Genomic DNA, 20,208 nt, shown 5'->3' on the forward strand with positions numbered 1-20,208 from the left:
CAGTAACCGAGAATTGGCGCTCGTACTCCACTGCAAGTTTTACAGGCGCAACTTTTCTACGCGAAGAGGAAGTCTGATTCGGTGATGTGAGCTGCCGCCGTCTCGCCCACCGCCACGTTTAGGTCGATTGTACCGGCGTCGTCGCTGAAACCGACAATGAGCCCGCTGCTTCCGGTGTCGACTTTCACCACTGCTCCTTCGGCGGATATGTTGTGTGCGTGAAGATAGTCGAGAGCTGCCTGAGACGAGGCGAAAGTTCCGCTAGTACCGGGAGCGTCGTTAAGGATCAAAGCGACGTGCCGCGATTCATGAAGATCGATTTTATCCTCGCCATGCTTGAATCCCTGGATGGTGTCCTGAACGGTCGCCGATGATTCGCCCGAGAAGAAGACGAAGGTGTCCCGGGCGCCGTCCCCGGTGGTGATGCCGTTATTCGCCGACATCCAGTCCGCGCCTGCGCCGCCGAGGATGATGTCGGCGCCCCTGCCGCCATAGATGGTGTCGTTCTGGTCTCCACCCAATATCAAGTCATTCCCGGCATCGCCGTACAGGGTGTTGGTACCGCGACTATCTTCTACCACGTCATCGCCGGCACCGCCGTGGATGGTGTCGTTACCGCTGGTGGGGGAGGTGGCGGTGTCGTCGCCGTAGAGGGTATCGTTGCCGGCACCGCCCTCGATATAGTCGTCCCCGGCGTTGCCGAAGATCGTGTCGTTGCCGGCACCGCCGTAGAGTGTGTCGTTCGTGTCGCCGGGAGTGTGATCCTGACCGTCGCTCGGGCGAATCCCGCTGCCGCCGTAGATAGTGTCGTCCCCGGTGCCGCCGTAAATCACGTCGCTGTCGATCCCGCCTCGGAGTGTGTCGTTGTCAGCGCCGCCATTGATCGTGTCGTTGCCGGCACCGCCGTCGAGAAGATCATCCCCGGCCCCGCCGGTGATAAAGTCGTTGCCGTCATCGCCGTTGAGAGCGTCGGCACTGGCGCCGCCGTGGAGGAAATCGTTGCCGGGGCCACCGGAAAATAGGTTGGTGAGATCGTCACCGATCATTCGGTCGGAGAAAGCCGAACCGAACCAGGTGCCGGTGTATGTGAAGTCGGTGGTGTATGCGGTCCCGCCGGCGAAATAAGCGGCCTCGTTGGTGACTGTCGCGCTCGGCGGGATGTTCTCTTCGAGTTGGACTGTGTGGGTGTGCAGGTTCAGATCGACACTCGCCGTCGACTGCGAGAAATCCGGGCCGACTGATACTAAGACTGGCTTTTTAGTCATGGTATTCATCTCCCTGTTGCGCACAAAATTGTGCGCGTTGTGATGCTACACTGCGGATACAACCATGAGTCCTTGGTCTGGGTTCTCTTTTGTTGTGAGACGGATGCGTATGGAGCTGTCGAAGATTTCATTTCTCGCGCAATGAGCGGCGGGTGTTTTGCGTGAGCGGTTCGGCAAGATATGCCAGCACGGTGCGGGTGCCGGTCTTGATCATGGCCTCGCTCGACATACCCGGCAGCAGACTTTGTCCACGCCGCCGAGCCCGTCGGAGATTTGGAAGCCGTCTGTATTATCGCCGCCCGAGGCCGAGGTGTATGGAGGCGGCCAGGTCGGCTCTGATACCGCTTCGGGCACCCTCTAAACCGCGCACTCCCTACCTCTGTCCGCATACGTGTGTCTCACTATCAGGTGTTGGGGGGCGACTTGTGCGCCGCCCCTCACTGTAGGTTACACCAGAGCGCCGAAGAGGAAGTCCGCCTGTGTGATATGCGCCGCCGCCGACGCGCTTACCGACACGTTGAGGTCGAGAGTGCCGGCGTCGTCGCTAAAACTGACGAGGTCGACGGCAGAACCGTCGATGACCTTTACTACTGTACTCTCGACAGAGAGATTGTGCGCGTGGAGATAATCGATAGCCGACTGTGCCGAGTCAAAGTTGGGGCCTTGCAGGAACGCGGTGTCGTGAGTGTCCCTCAGGTCGAACTTATCGTCACCGTGTTTGAAGTCGGTGATGACATCATGTTGGCCGGCGACGAAGGTGTGGCTGTGGAAGACGAAGGTGTCGTTACCCCCGCCGCCCGTCAGGGTGTCGCTGCCGGAATTGATCGAGAAATTTGCCCTACCCCCTTCGATAGTGTCGTTGCCGGCCCCACCGTTGATGGTGTCGTCACCGATAAACCCGACGATGGTGTCGTTGCCCCCGTCACCGTACAGGAAGTTAGCTCTGCCGGACGGGAGAAACATGACGTCACCTTCGATATAATCATCACCGGCACCGCCGTGGATGGTGTCGGTGCTGTTGTGATTCATAGCGCCGTTGTCGCCGTAGAGGGTGTCGTTGCCGGCCCCGCCGTTGATAGTGTCCTGGCCCTCGCTGCCGGTGATGGTGTCGTTGCCAGCGTCGCCATTGAATATGCCGCCGTCACGGCCGGCCCTGATAAAATCGTTGCCGCCACCGCCATTGACTATGTCGACACCGGGGGAGTAGTGGGCTTGGCTGTCGTCACTGGTATAGATGGCGTCATCACCGGCCCCGCCGTTGATAATATCGTTACCGTCACCGGCTCTGATAAAGTCGTTACCGTCACCACCTTTGATGGTGTCGTCGCCGGCGTTGCCGTAGAGGGAATCGTCGCCGGCGTCACCGGCAATAGAATCGCTACCGTCACCGCCTTCAATCCAATCGTCACCGCCGCCGCCGTACATGAAATCGTTGCCGCCGCCGCCGAGAAGATGGTTGAGGAGATCGTCGCCGATCATTCGGTCTGAGAATTCCGAGCCGGTGTAAACACGGAGATAATCCCCGGTGGGGTTGGTGAAGTCGGTGGTGTAGGCGATGCCGTTACTGCCGGCGAAGTAAGCGGACTCGTTGACGACTGTCGCACTCGGGGGGTTCTCTTCGAGCTGCACTGTGTGGTTATGCAAGCTCAGGTCGACGCTGGCCGCTGACAGTGAGAAATCGGGGCCGATTGTTATAATTACTTGATTTTTCGCCACGGTATTTCCTCCCTACTGCACACACAATTGTGCGATTTATAACTCTGTAGTGTGGGTATGGACATAACGAGTGAGGTGTAGACTTGTGTCTTTAATCTGGACCCTCCCTTGTTGTGACATGGATACGCACGTGAGCCACTGATGTTTGCATTATTTCTCACGCAAAGAGCGACGGATGTTTTGTGTGAGCGGTTCGGCGAGATAAGCCAGCACCGTGCGGGTGCCGGTCTTGATCATGGCCTCGCTCGACATGCCGGGCAGCAGCCTGCGACCGTCAAGCTTGGCCAATTCGCTCTTGTCGATCACCACCGTTGCGGCGAAGTAAGGAGCGTTCGTGCGCTCATCCACCAATCGATCGGCCGACACCGTTTCCACAACTCCGCTGAGCTGCGGCAGGTTGTATTTGGCGAAGGCCGGGAAGCTGACATAGGCTGTCTGGCCAGGGGCGATCGTCTCGACGTCCTCGGGCTTGACCATTGTCTCGACAACCAGCTTCTCGCCGAGCGGCACGACCGTCATCAGCGTGTCGCCGGGTTTCACCACTCCGCCCGCCGTGTGGACTTTCACGTCCATTACGATTCCGTCGACGGGCGCGGTGATGTCGGTGCGCTTGAGGACATCCTCGGCCGCGCGCGCTTGCTGCCGGAAGTCGAACAGCTCCGCTTCGACCTTGCTCAATTCGTCAACTGACTCGTTCAACTGTTGAGTTGTAAGGTTGAGGATTTGCATGTCGATCTCGGCGATAGAGCTGCGGGCGCGGGCGATCGATGCGACATTCGTGGCGCGTTCTCCCTCGGTCTGGCGTTGTTGCTGGGTGAGCGTCAGGTTGCGTTCGCGGGTGGTGAGCCCCTTGCTGAGCAAAGTCTCGAGGTCTTTGTTCTCATTCGCGAATGCCGCGATCCGCTTGTCCTCGGTCGCGATAAGCTGTTGCAGTCCGGTAATTTGCTCGGCGGTCTGCTGGCGGCGTTCGTCGAGGATTGCCTTCTCGTCCTTCAGGTTGCGGTGCTTCGCGTTGAAGACGTCACGTTGGGTGGCCACCGCGTCCTTGACGGCAGGGTCCGGGTTGTCGAGCAATGCCTGGTCGAACTCGATCGTGTCCTTGCCGTCGCGTTCGGCCCGGAGACGGGCGACGAGCGCCTCGCGTGTGGCGATCTTGTTTTGAATCGAGTCCAGTTGAGCCTTGGCTTGCGTGCGGTCGAGGCGGACGAGGACTTTGCCTTTCTTGACGACATCGCCGTTGACGGCGTCCAGTTCGGCGATAATACCGCCCTCGAGATGCTGGATGAGTTTGCGGTCGCCGTCGACCTTGACCACTCCGGTCGTCACCGCCGCGCTGTCGAGCGGTGCCAAGGCCGCCCAGCCGCCGGCCACGCCGAAGAACAGGAACATGATTGAGAAACCGGCGTTCGTGACGGCTCTGAGACGGAGCGGTTGCAACGTCGGCGGGGGTGGCAGTGGCTGGGGGAGAGCGACTATGTTCATATCGTTGTCTGCTGGGTTTGCGCGGGTCATGACGTGACCGCCGTGACGTGAGTGGTGTTGGGCAGCTGGGCCACTCTCCTGGCGCGGGCGGCGAGTTCGTTGAAGACCGTGTCACGCGCCCCGAATAATTCTTGTCTGCCCTGATTGAGCACCAGCACCTTGTCGACTTTCTCCATGATGCTTGGGCGGTGCGCGATTAGGATCATCGTAGTGCCCGTCGCCTTGACCGCGCCGATCACGGCCATCAGGGCGTCTTCGCCCTCGCGATCGAGGTTGGAATTCGGCTCGTCCAGGATGATGAGTGTCGGATCGCCGTAGAGTGCCCGCGCCAGCCCGATTCGTTGGCGCTGTCCGCCTGACAGCGATGCGCCTGAATCCCCTACTTGAGTTTCGTAGCCTTTCGGCAAGCCCTTGATCAATTCGTGAACGCCCGCCAGTTGCGCGGCCTTGATCACGCTGTTGAAGACCGCGGGACTGAGCTTCGCGAAGCGGGCGATGTTCTCGGTGATCGTGCCGGCGAACAACTCGATGTCCTGCGGCAAATACCCGACGTGCCGACCACGGTCCTCGGCGGGCCACTCGGCGACGTCCATGCCGTCGAGCAAAGCGCGACCGGCTGATGGGCGCCAAGCGCCGGCGAGAACGCGGGCCAGGCTTGTCTTGCCGGATGCGCTCGGGCCGATGAGCGCCATCACTTCACCGGGCTTGAGTTGGAAACTCACGCCTTTCAAGACAGGCTCGCCGCCACCCTGCCGGGCGAGGACAATACTCTCTGCCTCAACCTTTCCTTGTGGGCGTGGCAAAGACCACACTGCTTTGGCCTCAGGGCGTTGGCCGACAAACGCGGTAAGACGCTTGTAAGCGGCGCGTGCCCCGAGCGTCGCCTTCCACGTGCTGATCGCTTGCTCTACGGGGGCCAGCGCGCGACCCATCAAGATTGAGGATAAGATCATGATGCCGGGAGAGGCCTCGTTTTGCAGCACCAGGTAAGAGCCGAGGCCGAGCACCGCCATTTGCAAGGCCATCCGCCAGAAACGTGCGACAGACGCGATGGCGCTGGCGCGGTTACCGGCGGCGACTTGTCCGGCGCTCGCTTCATCCTGCTGATCTTGCCAACTGTCGAGCAACGGCCGCAGCATGCCCATGGCCTGGACGACCTCGGCGTTGCGGACTGCCGACTCGGCTTGGGTGAAAGCCCGTGCCTGCGCGTTGCCGGCCTCTGTCAGCGGTTTGCGGGTGGTGAGTTCGTTGAGCAATGCCAGCGCAAACAACACGCACCCGCCGGCCAGCGCCAACCAGCCGAGCCACGGATGCATGAAGAAGATGGCGATGAAGAAGATTGGCGCCCACGGTGCGTCGAGGATTGGGTAGATGCTCGGGCTGGTGAAGAAATTCCGCACTTGGTCGAGATCGCGCAGAGACCGCGTGCTGCCTTGACCCGGCGTGGCGGCCGACTGCTCTACTGACGCGGTCAACAGGACTGGGGCCAGCCTCGAGTTCATCCAGGCGCCTACGGTTGACAGCAGGCGGGCGCGTACCATTTCGAGCCCTGCCATTGTCAGGATCGCCGCGCAGGCCATCAACGACAGCGCTGCTAAAGTTTCCACGCTGTGGCTGGATAGCACCCGGTGGTAGACTTGAAGCATGTAGAACGAGCTGGTGAGCATCAATATATTGATGCCGCCGCTGAACCAGATGAGCGGCGTTATGGCGCGTTTGGCCTCTTTCATCACTGCCTGCAGAGCAGGAGCCTGTTTGTTGGTTATTTGCATGACGGCGACCGCGCCCGTTCCGCGCGCCGCACGCTATCTTGCTTTTTGGCCTCTGAAATCCATCAAAGGAATGATGCGGCGATACAAGCGTGCCTCGCCTTTCGCTAAACGTTCGGAGGGTAACTGCCTTTGATAAAACGCAGCGTGCGCTGGGTATTTGGGCAATCAGCAGATGCACATGCGGTGGCGCGGGCCTTTGGTGCCAACACTATTTCAGCTTTCGGGTGTCGGCATTCGTGGTTCGCGCGGACTGAAGTGAGGCGTAAGCGATCGTCCGCAGGCGAAACTGGCGGATACGGGTCAAAAAAGCCAACTATGTGTAATTGCAGGCCCGCCTGTGCTCAGGCGAGCCACTTCAATCGCCCTAAAATCTCAGTCCTTGGCGCGCTCGACGTAAGAACCGTCGGCGGTCATCACCACCACGCGCGTGCCGGCCGAGATATGTGGCGGCACGGCCGTGCGCACGCCGTTGGAGAGTATCGCCGGCTTATAGGACGAAGACGCCGTCTGGCCCTTGGTGACCGGCTCGGTGTCGACCACCTCGAAGGTGGCGCGCTGCGGCAGCACCAGTGAGATCGGCACGCCGTTGAACTGCGCGAGCTGCACGGCCATGCCTTCCTGCAGATAGGGCGCCATGTCGCCGACCACGGCTTCCGAGGCCACGACCTGGTCGTAGCTTTCCGGGTTCATGAAGTGAAAACCTTCGCCGTCGGAATAGAGGAAGGTGTGCTCGCGCTCCTCGACATAGGCGCGCTCGACCATTTCGGTCGTACGGTAGCGCTCCGAGACCTTCACGCCGTCGCCGATGCGGCGCATGTCGAGCTGGGTCACCGGCGTGCCCTTGCCAGGGTGGATGTTTTCGGCAAAGAGGATGACATACAGCTTGCCGTCCTTATCGACGACGTTGCCTTTGCGTAAGGAACTGGCGATGACCTTGACCACGATATTCGATCCCGTTCGAGTTTTTCGGCCTGCAAGCGTCGATTTCCGCGAAGCGGCGACGGCGGCCATCGCGTGCGCCCTAGCGCATCTTGCGCCGAACCGCCAGCCTGTCGGGCGATTTTCCTGCCCATGACCGCCGCTTCGCCCTGGTGGACGCCGCATATTCATGCCGACCGCCGGCCCCGGCTGATGGCGCGCAATGCCATCGCCGCCGCCCTGCGCGGCTGGTTCGCGCAGCGCGATTTCGTCGAGGTGACGACCTCGGCCCTGCAGGTTTCGCCGGGGAACGAGGCGCATCTCGCCGCCTTCGCCACCGAGGCGATCGGGCCCGACGCATCGCGCCGGCAGCTCTATCTCCACACCTCGCCGGAATTCGCCTGCAAGAAGCTGCTCGCCGCCGGCGAGGAACGCATCTTCAGCCTCGGCCCGGTCTGGCGCAACCGCGAGCGCGGGCCGCTGCATCACCCCGAGTTCACCATGCTTGAATGGTACCGCGTCGGCGATACAGTTGAGCGTCTGATGGCCGACTGCGCCGAATTCCTGGCGCTCGCCGCGGAAAAAGCCGGCGCCAAGAGTTTCCGTTTTCGCGGCCGCGAGGCCGATCCGTTCGCCGAGCCGGAGCGGCTGAGCGTGGCGGAGGCTTTCCTGCGCCATGCCGGCATCGACCTGCTCGCGACCGTATCGGCCGACGGCAGCACCGACCGCGACGCCCTTCACGAGGCACTGGTCCGCGCCGGCCTGCGCACTGCGCCCGACGACAACTGGGCCGACCTGTTCAGCCGGGTGATGGTCGAAAAAGTCGAGCCGGTGCTTGGGCAGGGGCGGGCCACCATCTTATACGGCTATCCGATTTCGGAAGCGGCGCTCGCCCGGCCGAGCGCTGAAGATCCGCGCGTCGCCGAGCGCTTCGAGCTCTATTGCTGCGGCGTCGAGCTTGCCAACGCCTTCGGCGAGCTCACCGACGCAGCCGAGCAGCGCCGCCGCTTCGCCGCCGAGATGGACGAGAAAGAGCGCGTCTATGGCGAGCGCTATCCGCTGGACGAGGATTTCCTCGCCGCTTTGGCCATCATGCCGCAAGCCAGCGGCTCGGCCCTCGGCTTCGATCGGCTGGTGATGCTGGCGACGGGAGCCGCAAGGGTCGACGATGTGATCTGGGCGCCGGTGGCGTGATCTTAGCCGCCGTCGGCCCTTGAGTCAGGTCGGGATTTTCTCTGACCTTGCAAGGCCAGGAATTGCTTGTAGCCTTTGCGCCCCATGCGAGCGCGTAAAGCCTCGCGCGTCTCGGCTTCCCCGCACGCCGCCAGGATCTCGTCGAAGTGATCGGCCAAAATATCCTGAATTGCAGGGTCGTTGAAATATGCTTTCAACGAAATCCCGTCCGGCACGCTGGGTGCATCCATCAGGGTCCAGAAAGCACGTCCGTGGCTCGACACAAAATCCCGGGCACGTGAGGCCAGTTCGCGCACCATAGCACTTCGCCGCACGCGCGAACGCTGATGGGCGGCTTTGCTGAATGTCCTCAAGTTCGGCAAGGAGGGCTGCGCGCCATGCACGTTGCTCCCGTGAATTCGGTAGGCCGAAAGTGGAAGGTCTATGCAGGCCGAGCCAGCCAAGGCATGCACGAACGGCATGAAATAATTGTCGGTCGCGGCATTGCCGACCACAGCCAGGGATGGCTTGCATCGGACGAGATAATGCCGCTTGTACACGTTCGCCGTACCAGGCGACCAGTGCCAGCCGGCTTCGTGAGGCTCTATCACCGTGGACTGTTGCCCGAGCAGCTCGCGCTCCCGTCGTCCCAGAATCATGTGATCTGAGTGTGAACGGTCGGGATCAAGGGGGCTGCCCACTCTGCGATGCAGCAACCATGCGAAACCAGAAGACAGCGGCCGCCCGGCATGATCGGTTTCAAGAACGCCGCCCGACGTGGCGCCGATCATCGGGCAATCGCAATGAAGCTGGGCGTGAAAGGCCGCGAAGTTCGCGAACAGGAAATCGTCGGCGTCAACGATACAGACCAATTCGCCCGCCAGGCGATCCAGAACGTGAAGGAACGCGCCCATCTGGTGCAGGTTGTCATCCAGATATTCAAACGCCAGCCTGGGGTCGGTATTCTCGAATCGCGCGATGACATCGCGGCTGTCGTCGGTCGAGGCGTTGTCGAGGACAGCGCATTCGAGCTCGGCGTAATCCTGCGACAGAACGCTCGATATCGCCTGGCCGACATACTGGCCGTAATTGTGGTTGATGATGACGAAGCTGATCGTCGGCGCGGTCATTATCGCTTCCGTCCGATCCTCAGAAAGATGCGGACATCGCGCAACAGCGATTTCGAGAGGACGCGCATTGGAATTCGGCCTCCGAAACCGGCTCTGAGGATGGATCTTGCCTGGGCTCCAGAAAACCGGGCCAGCACCTCTCTGCTGAACCTCCTGGCACCGAAAACAGACCTCAATTGCAGCGCGTTGCGCTTGAATATCTCGACCGCGATCTCGTCGCTGAAATAGTCGCGCAACCTGTCGGGGTTTTCTCGTGTGACCCGGTCCACGACCGGCCAGAACTCGCCCCCTAAAAGCCAGTCGAACCTTTCGCTTCCTTCGATCAGATACTTGACGCTTTCATATGTGAATTTCCGCAATTTGGCCGCGTATTCCCTGGTCCCGGTGCGAATGCCCTCCACGCTTTCGCCGGTGGCGAAATAATTGCTTGAATGCAGGCGATAGCCGGACAAGGGCATGTCGATCAACGCGCTGCCGGCAACCGCATGGCATATTGTATTGAAATAGCCGTCGGCCGACGTCATCAAGGGTTTGCTGCCATCGTCCAACCGCAGCAGATGCAGGACCGAGGTGCGGAACATGTTGGCGCTGCCCGGCGCCCAGAACCAGCCGACGTGCGCACGCGGTATGGTCGCCGTGCTGGCGTCGAGGAGCCGGTATTGCGACGGGGAGACGGTCGGCAGTCGCAGCACGGTCCGCTCACCTCGCAGGCCTCGCTGCGCGCCCGGTCTGTTCAGCCGGAGTTGCTGGTACGAGGCCGTCAGGGCTGTGCCTGTCGAGTCCATCTCTGCGACGTTGGCCGAAGTGAAGCCGACGCTGCGTTGCAATGCCATATGCACCTGGATGTGCGTTGAAGCGTAGTTGTCGAACAGCACGTCGTCCGCGTCCACGAAGGTGACGAATCCGCCGTTCACCTTGTCCAGAGCCCACAGCGCGGCGCCGAGCTGGCCGTGGTTCTGCGCCAGCGTCTCCACCCGGAAACGCGGATCGCCTTCGACATGCCGGGCAATCACCTGCGCGCTGTCGTCGGTCGAGCCGTTGTTGATGACGATGCACTCGAAATGCGGATAGTCCTGTCTGCGTATGGAATCGATCGTCGCGCCGACATAGCCGCCGTAATTCCAGTTGATGACGACGAAGCTGACCAGCGGCGGCGACAGCGCGCCGCCGGCGAGCCCGTCAATGTCGCGGCCGGCGATCGTGAATGACTTGGCCGCGACGATCTCGCTCTTGCGAATGACGATCTGCTGGCCCCGGTGCAACCGCTCGTATTCCCCGGCGACCTGGCTCAGGAAGGCTTCTATCCCTGCCTGCGGACGCCTGGCCATCGGCAGATCCGGCCTCCACCGGTAATCGTCCAGGATCATGACACCGTCATTGTCGAGCAGGTCCCAGGCCAGTCGGGCATCGCTGTAAACGGAGGTGGCGGAATGGTCGCCATCGACATAGACCACGTCATACAGCCGTCCTTCGCCGGCAAGGCCTGGCAGGATCGTCAACGAATGGCCTTTGCGTTTCTCGACCCGGCCGGCGAAGCGCTTGAGGTTGCGGTCGAAGCGTCGTTCGACCTCGGCCATATCAGATTCATGCTTCGAGCCAGGCTCGAGATGCTCTTCGCTGCCCTGGAAGCTATCCACGCAGGTAATGCGGGATTTTGGCAGGAATTGCAGGAAAAAAAGCGCGGAACGCCCCTCGAACGAGCCGATTTCGAGCACAGCCGTCGCCGTGCCGGCCTTGTCGCCGAGAAGCTCCTCCCAAAGCTTCAGGTGATGGGAGGTCCAGTCATGGGTAAACTCTCCGTCGACAAAATAATCCATCCTTCCCCCATTAGCCCGGCGCTGAAGCGCGCGCGGCCAAGCCCATTTCGTCAGAACGAGACACTGTTCCAGCGATCGGAACCCCTTCCGGTCGCTTTGGACGGTTTGGCCGCGGTATCCTGATTGTCCTGAGCCCATTGCACAAGCGGCAATGGAACAATAGATGGTGCATGAGCATCCAGCAGATAGTGCGTGAGCATCCGCAGACGGTGCGTGAGCATCAATGGATGGGTGCGGGCGTGATCCCGACCTGACAGACTGCGTGAACAGACAGGAACAACCGCATGACCGATAAGCTCGACGCAGCGAAATTGACCGATCGCGTCGCGGCGCTCGTCGAGGCCGCCAGGCGCGCCGGCGCCGATGCGGCCGACGCGGTGGCGGTGCGCGGCCGTTCGGCCGGCGTGTCGGTTCGGCTAGGCAAGGTCGAAGGCACCGAATCGTCGGAGAGCGAGGACGTGTCGCTGCGCGTCTTCATCGGCCAGCGTGTGGCGAGCGTCTCGGCCACCGCCGCCGCATCCGACCCGAAGGCGCTCGCCGAGCGTGCCGTGGCGATGGCCAGGGTTTCGCCCGAAGACCCGTTCCAGGGCCTCGCCGATCCCGCGCTGCTCGCGCGCAATTTGCGCGATCTCGACCTCTTTGACCCGACAGAGGTATCGGCAGACGAGCTGAAGGAAGCTGCACTTGCCGCCGAAGCGGCCGCGTTGGCCGTCAAGGGCGTCACCAATTCCTCGGGCAGCAGCGCCGGCGCCGGCCTGGGCGGTATGGTTCTCGCCACATCGCATGGCTTTGTCGGCCAGTACGTCGCCTCGCGTTTCTCGCGCTCGACCAGCGTCATTGCGGGTGAGGGAACGGCGATGGAACGCGACTACGAATTCTCGTCGCGCCAGCATTTCGCCGACCTCGACACGCCGGAAGAGATCGGCCGCAAGGCGGGCGAACGTACCGTTCGCCGCCTCGGCGCCCGCAAGGCGAAGACCGGCCCGGTCGACGTAGTGTTCGATCCGCGCGTCGCGCGCGGCATTGCCGGCCATCTCGCCGGCGCCATCAACGGCGCCGCGGTCGCCCGCAAGACCAGCTTCCTGCGCGACATGATGGGTAAGCAAGTGGCGTCGGCCGCGATCACCGTCACCGACGAGCCTTTGCGGCGGCGCGGCCAGGCCTCGCGCCCCTTCGATGGCGAGGGCATCGAGGGCGAGAAGCTGCTGATGGTCGAGAAGGGCATCTTGAATCACTGGTTCCTGTCCACCTCGGCCGCGCGCGAGCTCGGCCTTGTCACCAACGGGCGCGGCTCGCGCAGCGGCTCGTCGGTTTCGCCGTCCTCGACCAACCTTGCCATCGAGCCCGGCGAGCGCTCGCCGGAAGATCTGATCGCGTCGTTGAAGAGCGGCTTCTATGTCACCGAGGTATTCGGCCAGGGCGTCGACATGGTGACCGGCGAATACAGCCGCGGCGCTTCCGGCTACTGGATCGAGAACGGCGCATTGGCCTATCCGGTCGCCGAGGTGACGATCGCCTCGAACCTGAAGGCCATGTTCCTCAACATGGTTCCGGCGAACGATCTCGACCGCAACTTCGGCACCGCGGCGCCGACGCTCCTGATCGAAGGGATGACCCTTGCCGGCGCTTGACCAATTGACCTCGAGCGAGGCCCGCGACGACCTCGCTTTGCTGCGCGACGCCGCCCGCGAGGCCGGCGCCATCGCCATGGGCTATTTCGGCAACAATCCGCAGGTGTGGATGAAGGGCGGCACCTCGCCGGTGAGCGAGGCCGATCACGCTGCCGATACCTACCTGCGCGAGACCTTGCTCCGGCTGCGTCCGGATTATGGCTGGCTGTCGGAGGAGACTGCCGATGACCATGCCAGGCTGTCGGCCCGCCGCACCTTCGTGGTCGACCCGATCGACGGCACGCGCGGCTTTCTCGACGGCCTGCATTCCTGGTGCGTCAGCGTCGCCGTGGTCGAGAACGGGCGCACGCTCGCCGGCGTGCTCGAATGCCCGGCCAAACGCGAGACCTATTGGGCGCTGCCGGGCGAGGGCGCCTATCTCAACGACCAGCGTATCTATGTGCGCCCGCTGGGCGAAAGCGTCGATATCGGCGGACCCAAGCCGCTGGTCGACTTGATGCCGCCGGCATGGCAGGACAGGCTGCGGCGGACGGCCTACATCCCTTCGCTTGCCTATCGGCTGGCGATGATCGCCGCCGGAAAGCTCGATGCGACCTTCGTCAAGCAGAGCGCGCATGACTGGGACATCGCCGCCGCAGACCTCATCCTTGCCGAGGCGGGCGGAGCATTGCTCGACCGCACCGGCAAGCCGCCGCGCTATGCCGGCGAGGTGATCAACCATGGTGCGCTCGCCGCAGGCAGCGGCGAGCTGCTCGGCGTGCTCGCCAGGGTGATCGCGGGGATTGACCAAGGGTGAGTCGGCCCGCAGTTCCAAAATCGGCTGCTTTGGGCTAAACGTTTCACAAAATTCATGAATCTGCGAAGGATCGGCATGGCCGTGGAAGACGGAAAGAAGCAGCTTTTGCACCTGGTGTTCGGTGGCGAGCTGAAAAAGCTGGGTGGAACCGAGTTTCGCGACCTGGACGCGCTCGACATTGTCGGCATCTATCCCGACTATCAATCGGCGCACGCCGCCTGGAAGGCGAAGGCGCAGGCAAGTGTCGACAATGCTCATATGCGCTATTTCGTTGTTCATCTGCACCGCTTGCTCGATCCAGAATCGAAGGTCGGCGGTTGACGTCGATGGAGCATGAAGCGGTGAAAGGGGCGACCCGGCCGCGCGCCGCCAGACGCGGCGGAACGCGCACGCTGTGGCGGCGCATCCGCGAGCCTTTGGCGCAGTCGAGTTTCGTCAAGAACTTCATCGCCAGCCTGTTCGCCTGGTTCTTGCGGTTGATTCGCGTCACCAGCCCGCTCGTCGAAGGCTCGACCCGGGTAGCCGGCGGCGCTTATGCGCATCTTGAGCCGGGCATCATCGCGCTCTGGCACGGCCAGCACCTTTTGACCCCTGCCTATTACCCCGAGGGCCGGCCGCTGGTCGCCATGGTTTCGCGCAGCGCCGACGCCGAGCTCCAGGCGCTGATGATCGAGAAATTCGGCATCGAGGCAGTGCGCGGCTCCGGCGGCCGCGACAATTCGAGGCATTTGGACAAGGGCGGCGCCAAGGCCTTGATCGCGCTGAGGAAGGCGCTTGCCACCGGCAAGAACGTCGCCATGATCGCCGATATTCCGAATGGCACGCCGCGCGACGCTGGGCTTGGCATCGTTCTCCTGGCAAGGCTTTCCGGCCGGCCGATCCTGCCATCGGCCATCGCCACCAGCCGCCGCAAGGTGCTGGAGAAGAGCTGGGACAAGACCACCATCAACCTGCCGTTCGGCCGCTCCGCGGTCATCGTGGGCGAGCCTGTTTTCGTGCCCGCCGATGCCGATGACGCCGAGATGGAGCGCAAGCGCCAGGAGGTCACGGCCTCCCTCAACGCCGCGACGGCTGAGGCTTATCGCCTCGTGGACGGCGGCAAATGAGCGAGCGCTGGGCGCGTGCGGCCCTGACTGCCTATCGCTATGCGGGGGCGGCCGCCTATCCGCTGATTGGCCCCTATGTCGCCTGGCGCGCCTCGCGCGGCAAGGAGGATCGTGTCCGCCGCCGAGAACGCTATGGCATCGCCGGCCGTCCCCGTCCGGAAGGACCGGTGATCTGGATCCATGCCGCAAGCGTGGGCGAGACGATCGCGGTGGTGCCGCTGGTCGAGAGCATCCTCGACTATGGCGTCAACATCGTTTTGACCACGGGCACCGTGACCTCGGCCAAGGTCGCCGAAGAGCGCCTCGGCAGCCGCATCATCCACCAATATGTGCCGCTCGATCTGAAGCCCGCGGTAAGCCGTTTTCTTGATCACTGGCGGCCGGAACTGGCGATTATCGCCGAATCGGAAATCTGGCCGATGACCATCCTGGAACTTGGCGCCCGCAACGTGCCGCAGGTTCTGGTCAACGGCCGGCTGTCGGACCGCTCCTTCATGTCCTGGAAGAAGCGCGCCGGCGTTGCCGAGGCGCTGTTCGAGAATCTTGCCCACGTCATCGCCCAGTCGGATGTCGACGGCGAGCGGTTCCGCGCGCTGGGCGCCCGGCCGGTCACCGTTTCCGGCAACCTCAAGGTGGATACCAATCCGCCGCCGGTCGACGAGCGGGCCTTAGCCACCCTGCAGCGCCAGATCGGCGGCCGTCCGACCTGGGCTGCGATCTCGACTCATGATGGCGAGGAGGTCGTGGCCGCGGAGGTCCATGCCAGCCTGCATAGGCGCCATCACGGGCTCTTGACCATCGTCGTGCCGCGTCACCCCGATCGCGCCGATGCGCTGGCCGCGCAGATTTCCGGCATGGGCCTGTCCGTGGCAAGGCGCGGCAAGGGCGACCGCATCTCCCACGATACCGACATCCTGCTCGGCGATACGATCGGCGAGATGGGCCTTTATCTGAGGCTGACCGAGATCGCTTTTGTCGGCCGCTCGCTGACTTCGCAAGGCGGCCAGAACCCGCTCGAGCCGGCGATGCTCGAAACCGCCGTGCTGGCCGGGCGTAACGTGCAGAATTTCCGCGAGGCCTATCAGCGCCTGCTCGACAGCGGCGGCGCCAAGCTGGTGCGCGACCGTGACATGCTGGCCGGCGCCGTCAATTTCCTTTTGACCAACGAAGTGGCGCGCCACGAGATGATGGCGGCGGGTGCCGCCACCGTCGACGAAATGCGCGGCGCGCTTGCCCGCACGCTGAAATCGCTGGAGCCCTATATCCAGCCTCTGGTCGTCAAGGCGCGCCTGAAAGGCGCAAACGGGCGCTAGATCATGACCCCAGAAATCGGATCCGATTTTTGGAGAAGTCCATGCGCGAAACCGAGACGCATGGAGCAGGCGCGATGACCAGCGAAGCGCCACCCTTCTGGTGGGAAAAGCCGGACTGGCGCGTGCTTGCGCTGTCGCCCGCATCGGCGATCTATGGGCTGGTCGCCGGCCGTCGCATGCGCCACGCGCCGCGCGAGAAGGTCGCAGCGCCGGTCCTGTGCGTCGGCAACCTTACCGTCGGCGGCAGCGGCAAGACACCGGTCGCCATCGCTTTGGCCAAGCAGGCCAAGCGCATGCAGCTCACGCCAGGCTTCCTGTCGCGCGGCCATGGCGGCTCGTTCGCCAGGCCTCATGTCGTCGATGCGCATCATGACGCCGCCAAGCATGTCGGTGACGAGCCGCTGCTCCTGGCCGAGCATGCGCCCGTCGCGGTGACGGCCAACCGCGCCGCCGGTGCGAAGCTGCTCATCGAAGAACGTGGCTGCGATTTCCTGATCATGGATGACGGGTTCCAGTCGGCGCGCATCCATATCGACTATGCGCTGGTCGTGGTCGACGCCCGCTTCGGCATCGGCAACGGCCGAGTCATCCCGGGCGGGCCTCTCCGCGCCAAGGTCGTCGACCAACTGGTCTTCACCAGCGGCTTGCTGAAGATGGGCGAGGGGACCGCCGCCGACGGCGTCGTGCGCCAGGCGGCGCGCGCCGGGAGGCCGATCTTCCTGGCGCATGTCGAGCCGGCCGACCCGTCGCGTTTCGCCGGCGGCCGCTTCCTGGCCTTTGCCGGCATCGGTCATCCGGAGAAATTCTTCGACACGGTGCGCGGCGCGGGCGGCGAAGTGGCTCAGTCGCGCGCTTTTCCGGATCATCATTTCTACGCCCAGGACGAGCTTGCCGACCTGCTGGCGCTAGCGCGGCAGGAGGGGCTGCGCCTCGTCACCACCGCAAAGGACGCCGCGCGGCTGCGCCATGGCGAGACGCCTGCCGGTTTCCTCGCCCAGCTGGACGTGCTCGACATCGAGGCCGTGTTCGAGCTCGATCATGTGCCCGAACGCATCGTCGACGAGACGCTCGACGCCTGGCGCCTGCGCAAGATGCGGGGCTAATGCATGTCGCGCAAAAAATGTGCAGCGGTTTTGCGATAACGACATGCATGAAGACAAAGACTTAAAGCGGCGCGCCCACCGTCAATTGCCGTTGATGAGGCGGCGGAAGTAGCGAACCGTTTCGGCGAGCCCATCCTCGAGAGCGACGCGAGGAGACCAATCCAGCGTCGACCGCGCCAGACCTATGTCGGGTTGGCGCTGGCGGGGATCGTCCTGCGGCAGGGGCTTGAACTCGATTTTGGACTTGCCGCCCACAAGGCTCAATACAAGTTCGGCCAGTTCCAGGATCGTGACTTCCGTCGGGTTGCCGACGTTGAGGGGGCCCACGAAATCGTCGGGCGTAGCCATCATCCGAACCATCGCATCGACGAGATCGTCGACATAGCAGAAGCTGCGGGTGTGGCTACCGTCGCCGTAGATGGTTATGGGATCGTTCTGCAAGGCCTGGACGATGAAGTTGCTGACCACCCGTCCGTCCGACGGGTGCATGCGAGGCCCGTATGTATTGAATATGCGCACCACCTTGATGGGTAATTTCGACTGACGCCGGTAGTCGAAGAACAGCGCCTCGGCGCATCTCTTGCCTTCGTCGTAGCAACTGCGCGGCCCGATCGGATTGACGTGGCCCCAATAGGCCTCGGTCTGGGGATGGACTTGCGGATCGCCGTAGACCTCGGATGTCGATGCCTGAAGGATCCTGGCCCCGGAAGCGCGTGCAAGATCGAGCATGTTGATCGCCCCATAGACGCAGGTCCTGGTCGTCTCGATCGGAATGCGCTGATAGTGAACAGGCGAGGCCGGGCAGGCGAGGTTGAAGATTTCATCCGTTTCGACTTTGAGAGGCACGGTAACGTCGTGCCTCAGAAACTCGAAATGTGGATTGCCCAGAAGATGACCGATATTTTGCGCCGAGCCGGTGGAAAAATTATCGGCACATAGTACCTGCCGGTCTTGTGCCAGCAGCAGGTCGCAAAGATGCGAGCCGATAAAGCCGGCCCCACCCGTCACAAGAACCTTCACAACAAACCCCCGTACCCGTCGCCCTTTGCTGTCTATAGCCCCAGAAAGGCGAAAGTGTCAGCACTGAAACGACGGAGTGGGACCATCGATGGGGAGGGAAGAAGTGGCTACGGCTATCCTGCGCGCCGCATCGCCTGCAGGATCGCCTCGTCGCGCTCGACATTGAGCTTGCTTTCGAAGTCGAAATGCCAATCCCTGTCGCGCAGCGCGGAAGTCGAGGCGTCGCCGCGCCGGATTTTCTGGTCGAGGTCGGCAAGTGATCGCGACCAATAGTGATTGATCCTCAGGATATCGAACTGGGGAGGCATGCCGGGCGCGATGGTCCGTCGACGGGTGTCCATCCCTTCGCCGGACAGGAATTTCGACTGATGGACGCCCACTCTGTAGACCATGCGCGGGTTGAGGATTGTCTTGACCGTCGTGATGTCCGGCCCGGCTCGCATCGTATAGGCCTCGACCACCGGCCGTTCTGGTCGCTCCGCTTGGCCGGAGGAGCCATAGAAAGCTTGCCAGACGCAAACGCCTGGCAGGTCGCGATAGTCCCTCAGAACCGAGGGTACGTCACGTCCGTCGGGCGCGAAAAGAAACTCATCGATGTCGAAGAATCCGATCCACAACGCTTCGCGCCAGCGCCTGCGGATGCAGTCCCTATAAGCCGACAGCTGCCCCACCGGCCGCGGCCAGTCGACCAGCGTAACCAGGCCCTCCTGAATGAACGGATTCAATACGGCTTTGAAGTCGTCGGTCGAGAAGTTGTTGTAGAGATAGAAATGCTCGAATCCCACATTCTGATGGAACCTGATCCATTCGGCCAGGAACGGCGCTTCCTCGCGGAAGATGGCGCAGGCCGTCAGCTTGAATCGGGGCGCCCTCGACACCGCCCGATCGCGCCATCTCGCGCGCATGACAAGCGGCATGCGAAGAAGTGTCTTGAGAGATTTCCTGAAGTTTTTCAATGTAGTACCCTGAGCGGTCGAGCTTGGCTGCCAAGCGCCATGGGCTCGCAAGGCTTATCCGCGCTTGCGCAATTCCGGGTGCATCTCGATCTCGCGGGCAAGCGACACCGCGGCGTTCACATAGGGCTCCTGCCGGGCGACGCTCCAATATTTGAGCTCGTCGAGCGGAATGTTCTCGCCCGTCACCGCACAGCGCACGAAGGAGCCGGGACTGGTGACTTGGAAGTCGCCGTCGAGATAACGGATCCGGGCTTCCCTGCCGCCCGGGCCTTCGAAACGGTTCATCATGAAAGGACGCTGCAGTTCATCGAGTTTCAATCGCCATAAATCGCAAGCAACGTCAAGCTCGACGCAATGCTCATCCGGTATGGCTGCAGCGACAAATGGTTCCCGGAGCCCCGGCATGAACATCACTCCGCCCCGCTTGAACACGCTGATCAATGAGGCGCTCACCCCGCATGCGATGCCTTCGCCGAAGGCCGATCCGGCGACGGCGGCTTTGATCAAGACGCTGGTCCAGCCGCCGGCGCCATCAATGATGCAGGCGGCGCAGTTCGCTGCGCAGGCGCTGCAGAGCGCACAGCCGCGCCCTGCCGTCCAGGCATCGCAACGCCTGTCGTCCTCCGAGGCCGAGGACGCTTACCGGGCCGTCATGGAGCCCGATGCCGCCTCAGGCGATGCGCCGGCAAGATCTTCGACGGGCAGGGCGGCGACAGATACCGATCAGGCACCGCGCGGCTTCGCCTCACCGCAGGCAGCGGTCGCCGACAATGCGCCCAGGGCCGCGGTCACTCCGCCATTGTCCACATTTTCGCCGGCCGTCGCTTCCGCCGCGATGCTGGTCGCGGCCAACGCCAATGCACCGCAGCCTCGCGGCGCCGCGGTTCGTCCGGCTGGTCACGCGCCGCGATCCGATTCTGTTGCGGTATCGCTCTGGACGATCTCGGTCGTCACGGCCGTCGTCTCGGCGGTGACGGCAACGATTATGGTGCTCTTGCTTCGATAAGCCC

At 62.8% G+C, this 20,208-nt stretch carries 18 protein-coding genes; 8 read left to right on the forward strand and 10 right to left on the reverse strand.

All coding sequences use genetic code 11. The annotated features are described in order from the left end of the window. Window positions 1-56: 56 nt before the first annotated feature. The 5 genes from LB525_RS11820 to efp all read right to left on the reverse strand — a co-directional run bounded on the left by LB525_RS11820 (window position 57) and on the right by efp (window position 7,177). Entirely contained in the window at window positions 57-1,265 is a 1,209-nt protein-coding gene (locus tag LB525_RS11820) for a calcium-binding protein (protein ID WP_224529172.1), read from the reverse strand. Window positions 1,266-1,712: 447 nt separating this feature from the next. Then, window positions 1,713-2,981, reverse strand: coding sequence for a calcium-binding protein (locus LB525_RS11825; RefSeq protein ID WP_224544751.1), 1,269 nt, complete (start codon window positions 2,979-2,981; stop codon window positions 1,713-1,715). Between the two features lie 150 nt (window positions 2,982-3,131). After that, window positions 3,132-4,463, reverse strand: coding sequence for an HlyD family type I secretion periplasmic adaptor subunit (locus LB525_RS11830; RefSeq protein WP_224544752.1), 1,332 nt, complete (start codon window positions 4,461-4,463; stop codon window positions 3,132-3,134). A gap of 26 nt (window positions 4,464-4,489) precedes the next feature. Beyond that, entirely contained in the window at window positions 4,490-6,235 is a 1,746-nt protein-coding gene (locus LB525_RS11835) for a type I secretion system permease/ATPase (protein WP_224544753.1), read from the reverse strand. A 372-nt stretch (window positions 6,236-6,607) separates the two neighbouring features. Then, a complete protein-coding gene (efp, locus tag LB525_RS11840; protein WP_095767917.1) occupies window positions 6,608-7,177 on the reverse strand; it encodes an elongation factor P in 570 nt (189 codons plus the stop codon). Window positions 7,178-7,306: 129 nt separating this feature from the next. Between efp and epmA the strand changes: the two genes are divergently transcribed. After that, window positions 7,307-8,347, forward strand: coding sequence for an EF-P lysine aminoacylase EpmA (gene epmA / locus LB525_RS11845; RefSeq protein ID WP_224544754.1), 1,041 nt, complete (start codon window positions 7,307-7,309; stop codon window positions 8,345-8,347). A gap of 2 nt (window positions 8,348-8,349) precedes the next feature. Here epmA and LB525_RS11850 read toward each other — a convergent pair whose 3' ends face one another. Both LB525_RS11850 and LB525_RS11855 read right to left on the reverse strand, forming a co-directional pair. After that, window positions 8,350-9,456, reverse strand: a complete 1,107-nt coding sequence (locus LB525_RS11850; RefSeq protein WP_224544755.1) for a glycosyltransferase family 2 protein — start codon at window positions 9,454-9,456, stop codon at window positions 8,350-8,352. Beyond that, window positions 9,456-11,411, reverse strand: a complete 1,956-nt coding sequence (locus LB525_RS11855) for a glycosyltransferase (protein WP_224544756.1) — start codon at window positions 11,409-11,411, stop codon at window positions 9,456-9,458. Before LB525_RS11855 ends, LB525_RS11850 begins: the two co-directional genes overlap by 1 nt. A 146-nt stretch (window positions 11,412-11,557) precedes the next feature. Here LB525_RS11855 and LB525_RS11860 point away from each other — a divergent pair, with 146 nt between their 5' ends. From LB525_RS11860 to lpxK, 6 genes are all read left to right on the forward strand, one after another. Further along, a complete protein-coding gene (locus LB525_RS11860; RefSeq protein WP_224544757.1) occupies window positions 11,558-12,904 on the forward strand; it encodes a TldD/PmbA family protein in 1,347 nt (448 codons plus the stop codon). Next, window positions 12,891-13,700, forward strand: coding sequence for a 3'(2'),5'-bisphosphate nucleotidase CysQ (locus tag LB525_RS11865; RefSeq protein ID WP_224544758.1), 810 nt, complete (start codon window positions 12,891-12,893; stop codon window positions 13,698-13,700). The genes LB525_RS11860 and LB525_RS11865 overlap by 14 nt, the downstream gene beginning before the upstream one ends. 75 nt (window positions 13,701-13,775) lie before the next feature. Then, the gene (locus LB525_RS11870; protein ID WP_041002569.1) at window positions 13,776-14,021 is read left to right on the forward strand and encodes a DUF4170 domain-containing protein; all 246 of its coding nucleotides are present in this window, start codon (window positions 13,776-13,778) and stop codon (window positions 14,019-14,021) included. A gap of 5 nt (window positions 14,022-14,026) precedes the next feature. Then, window positions 14,027-14,806 (forward strand): lysophospholipid acyltransferase family protein, encoded by a 780-nt coding sequence (locus tag LB525_RS11875; RefSeq protein WP_224544759.1) that lies wholly within the window; start codon window positions 14,027-14,029, stop codon window positions 14,804-14,806. Further along, window positions 14,803-16,119 (forward strand): lipid IV(A) 3-deoxy-D-manno-octulosonic acid transferase, encoded by a 1,317-nt coding sequence (gene waaA / locus LB525_RS11880; protein WP_095767820.1) that lies wholly within the window; start codon window positions 14,803-14,805, stop codon window positions 16,117-16,119. The genes LB525_RS11875 and waaA overlap by 4 nt, the downstream gene beginning before the upstream one ends. A gap of 74 nt (window positions 16,120-16,193) precedes the next feature. Further along, complete coding sequence (gene lpxK / locus LB525_RS11885) at window positions 16,194-17,222, forward strand: tetraacyldisaccharide 4'-kinase (RefSeq protein ID WP_095767916.1); 1,029 nt, start codon at window positions 16,194-16,196, stop codon at window positions 17,220-17,222. A gap of 81 nt (window positions 17,223-17,303) precedes the next feature. Here the strand turns inward: lpxK and LB525_RS11890 are convergent, their stop codons facing one another. The 3 genes from LB525_RS11890 to LB525_RS11900 all read right to left on the reverse strand — a co-directional run bounded on the left by LB525_RS11890 (window position 17,304) and on the right by LB525_RS11900 (window position 19,486). Then, window positions 17,304-18,242, reverse strand: a complete 939-nt coding sequence (locus LB525_RS11890) for a UDP-glucuronic acid decarboxylase family protein (RefSeq protein ID WP_224544760.1) — start codon at window positions 18,240-18,242, stop codon at window positions 17,304-17,306. A gap of 113 nt (window positions 18,243-18,355) precedes the next feature. After that, entirely contained in the window at window positions 18,356-19,159 is an 804-nt protein-coding gene (locus tag LB525_RS11895; protein WP_224544761.1) for a glycosyltransferase family 92 protein, read from the reverse strand. A gap of 93 nt (window positions 19,160-19,252) precedes the next feature. After that, window positions 19,253-19,486 carry a DUF2093 domain-containing protein gene (locus tag LB525_RS11900; protein ID WP_040986608.1) on the reverse strand — a complete coding sequence of 78 codons (234 nt, stop codon included), beginning with the start codon at window positions 19,484-19,486 and terminating at the stop codon, window positions 19,253-19,255. Window positions 19,487-19,601: 115 nt separating this feature from the next. On the opposite strand from LB525_RS11900, the gene LB525_RS11905 reads away from it, so the two are divergent. After that, window positions 19,602-20,204 carry a hypothetical protein gene (locus LB525_RS11905; RefSeq protein ID WP_224544762.1) on the forward strand — a complete coding sequence of 201 codons (603 nt, stop codon included), beginning with the start codon at window positions 19,602-19,604 and terminating at the stop codon, window positions 20,202-20,204. Window positions 20,205-20,208: the final 4 nt, after the last annotated feature.

Origin of the sequence: Mesorhizobium sp. CA16, assembly GCF_020165175.1 — a bacterium.
Taxonomy (GTDB): domain Bacteria; phylum Pseudomonadota; class Alphaproteobacteria; order Rhizobiales; family Rhizobiaceae; genus Mesorhizobium.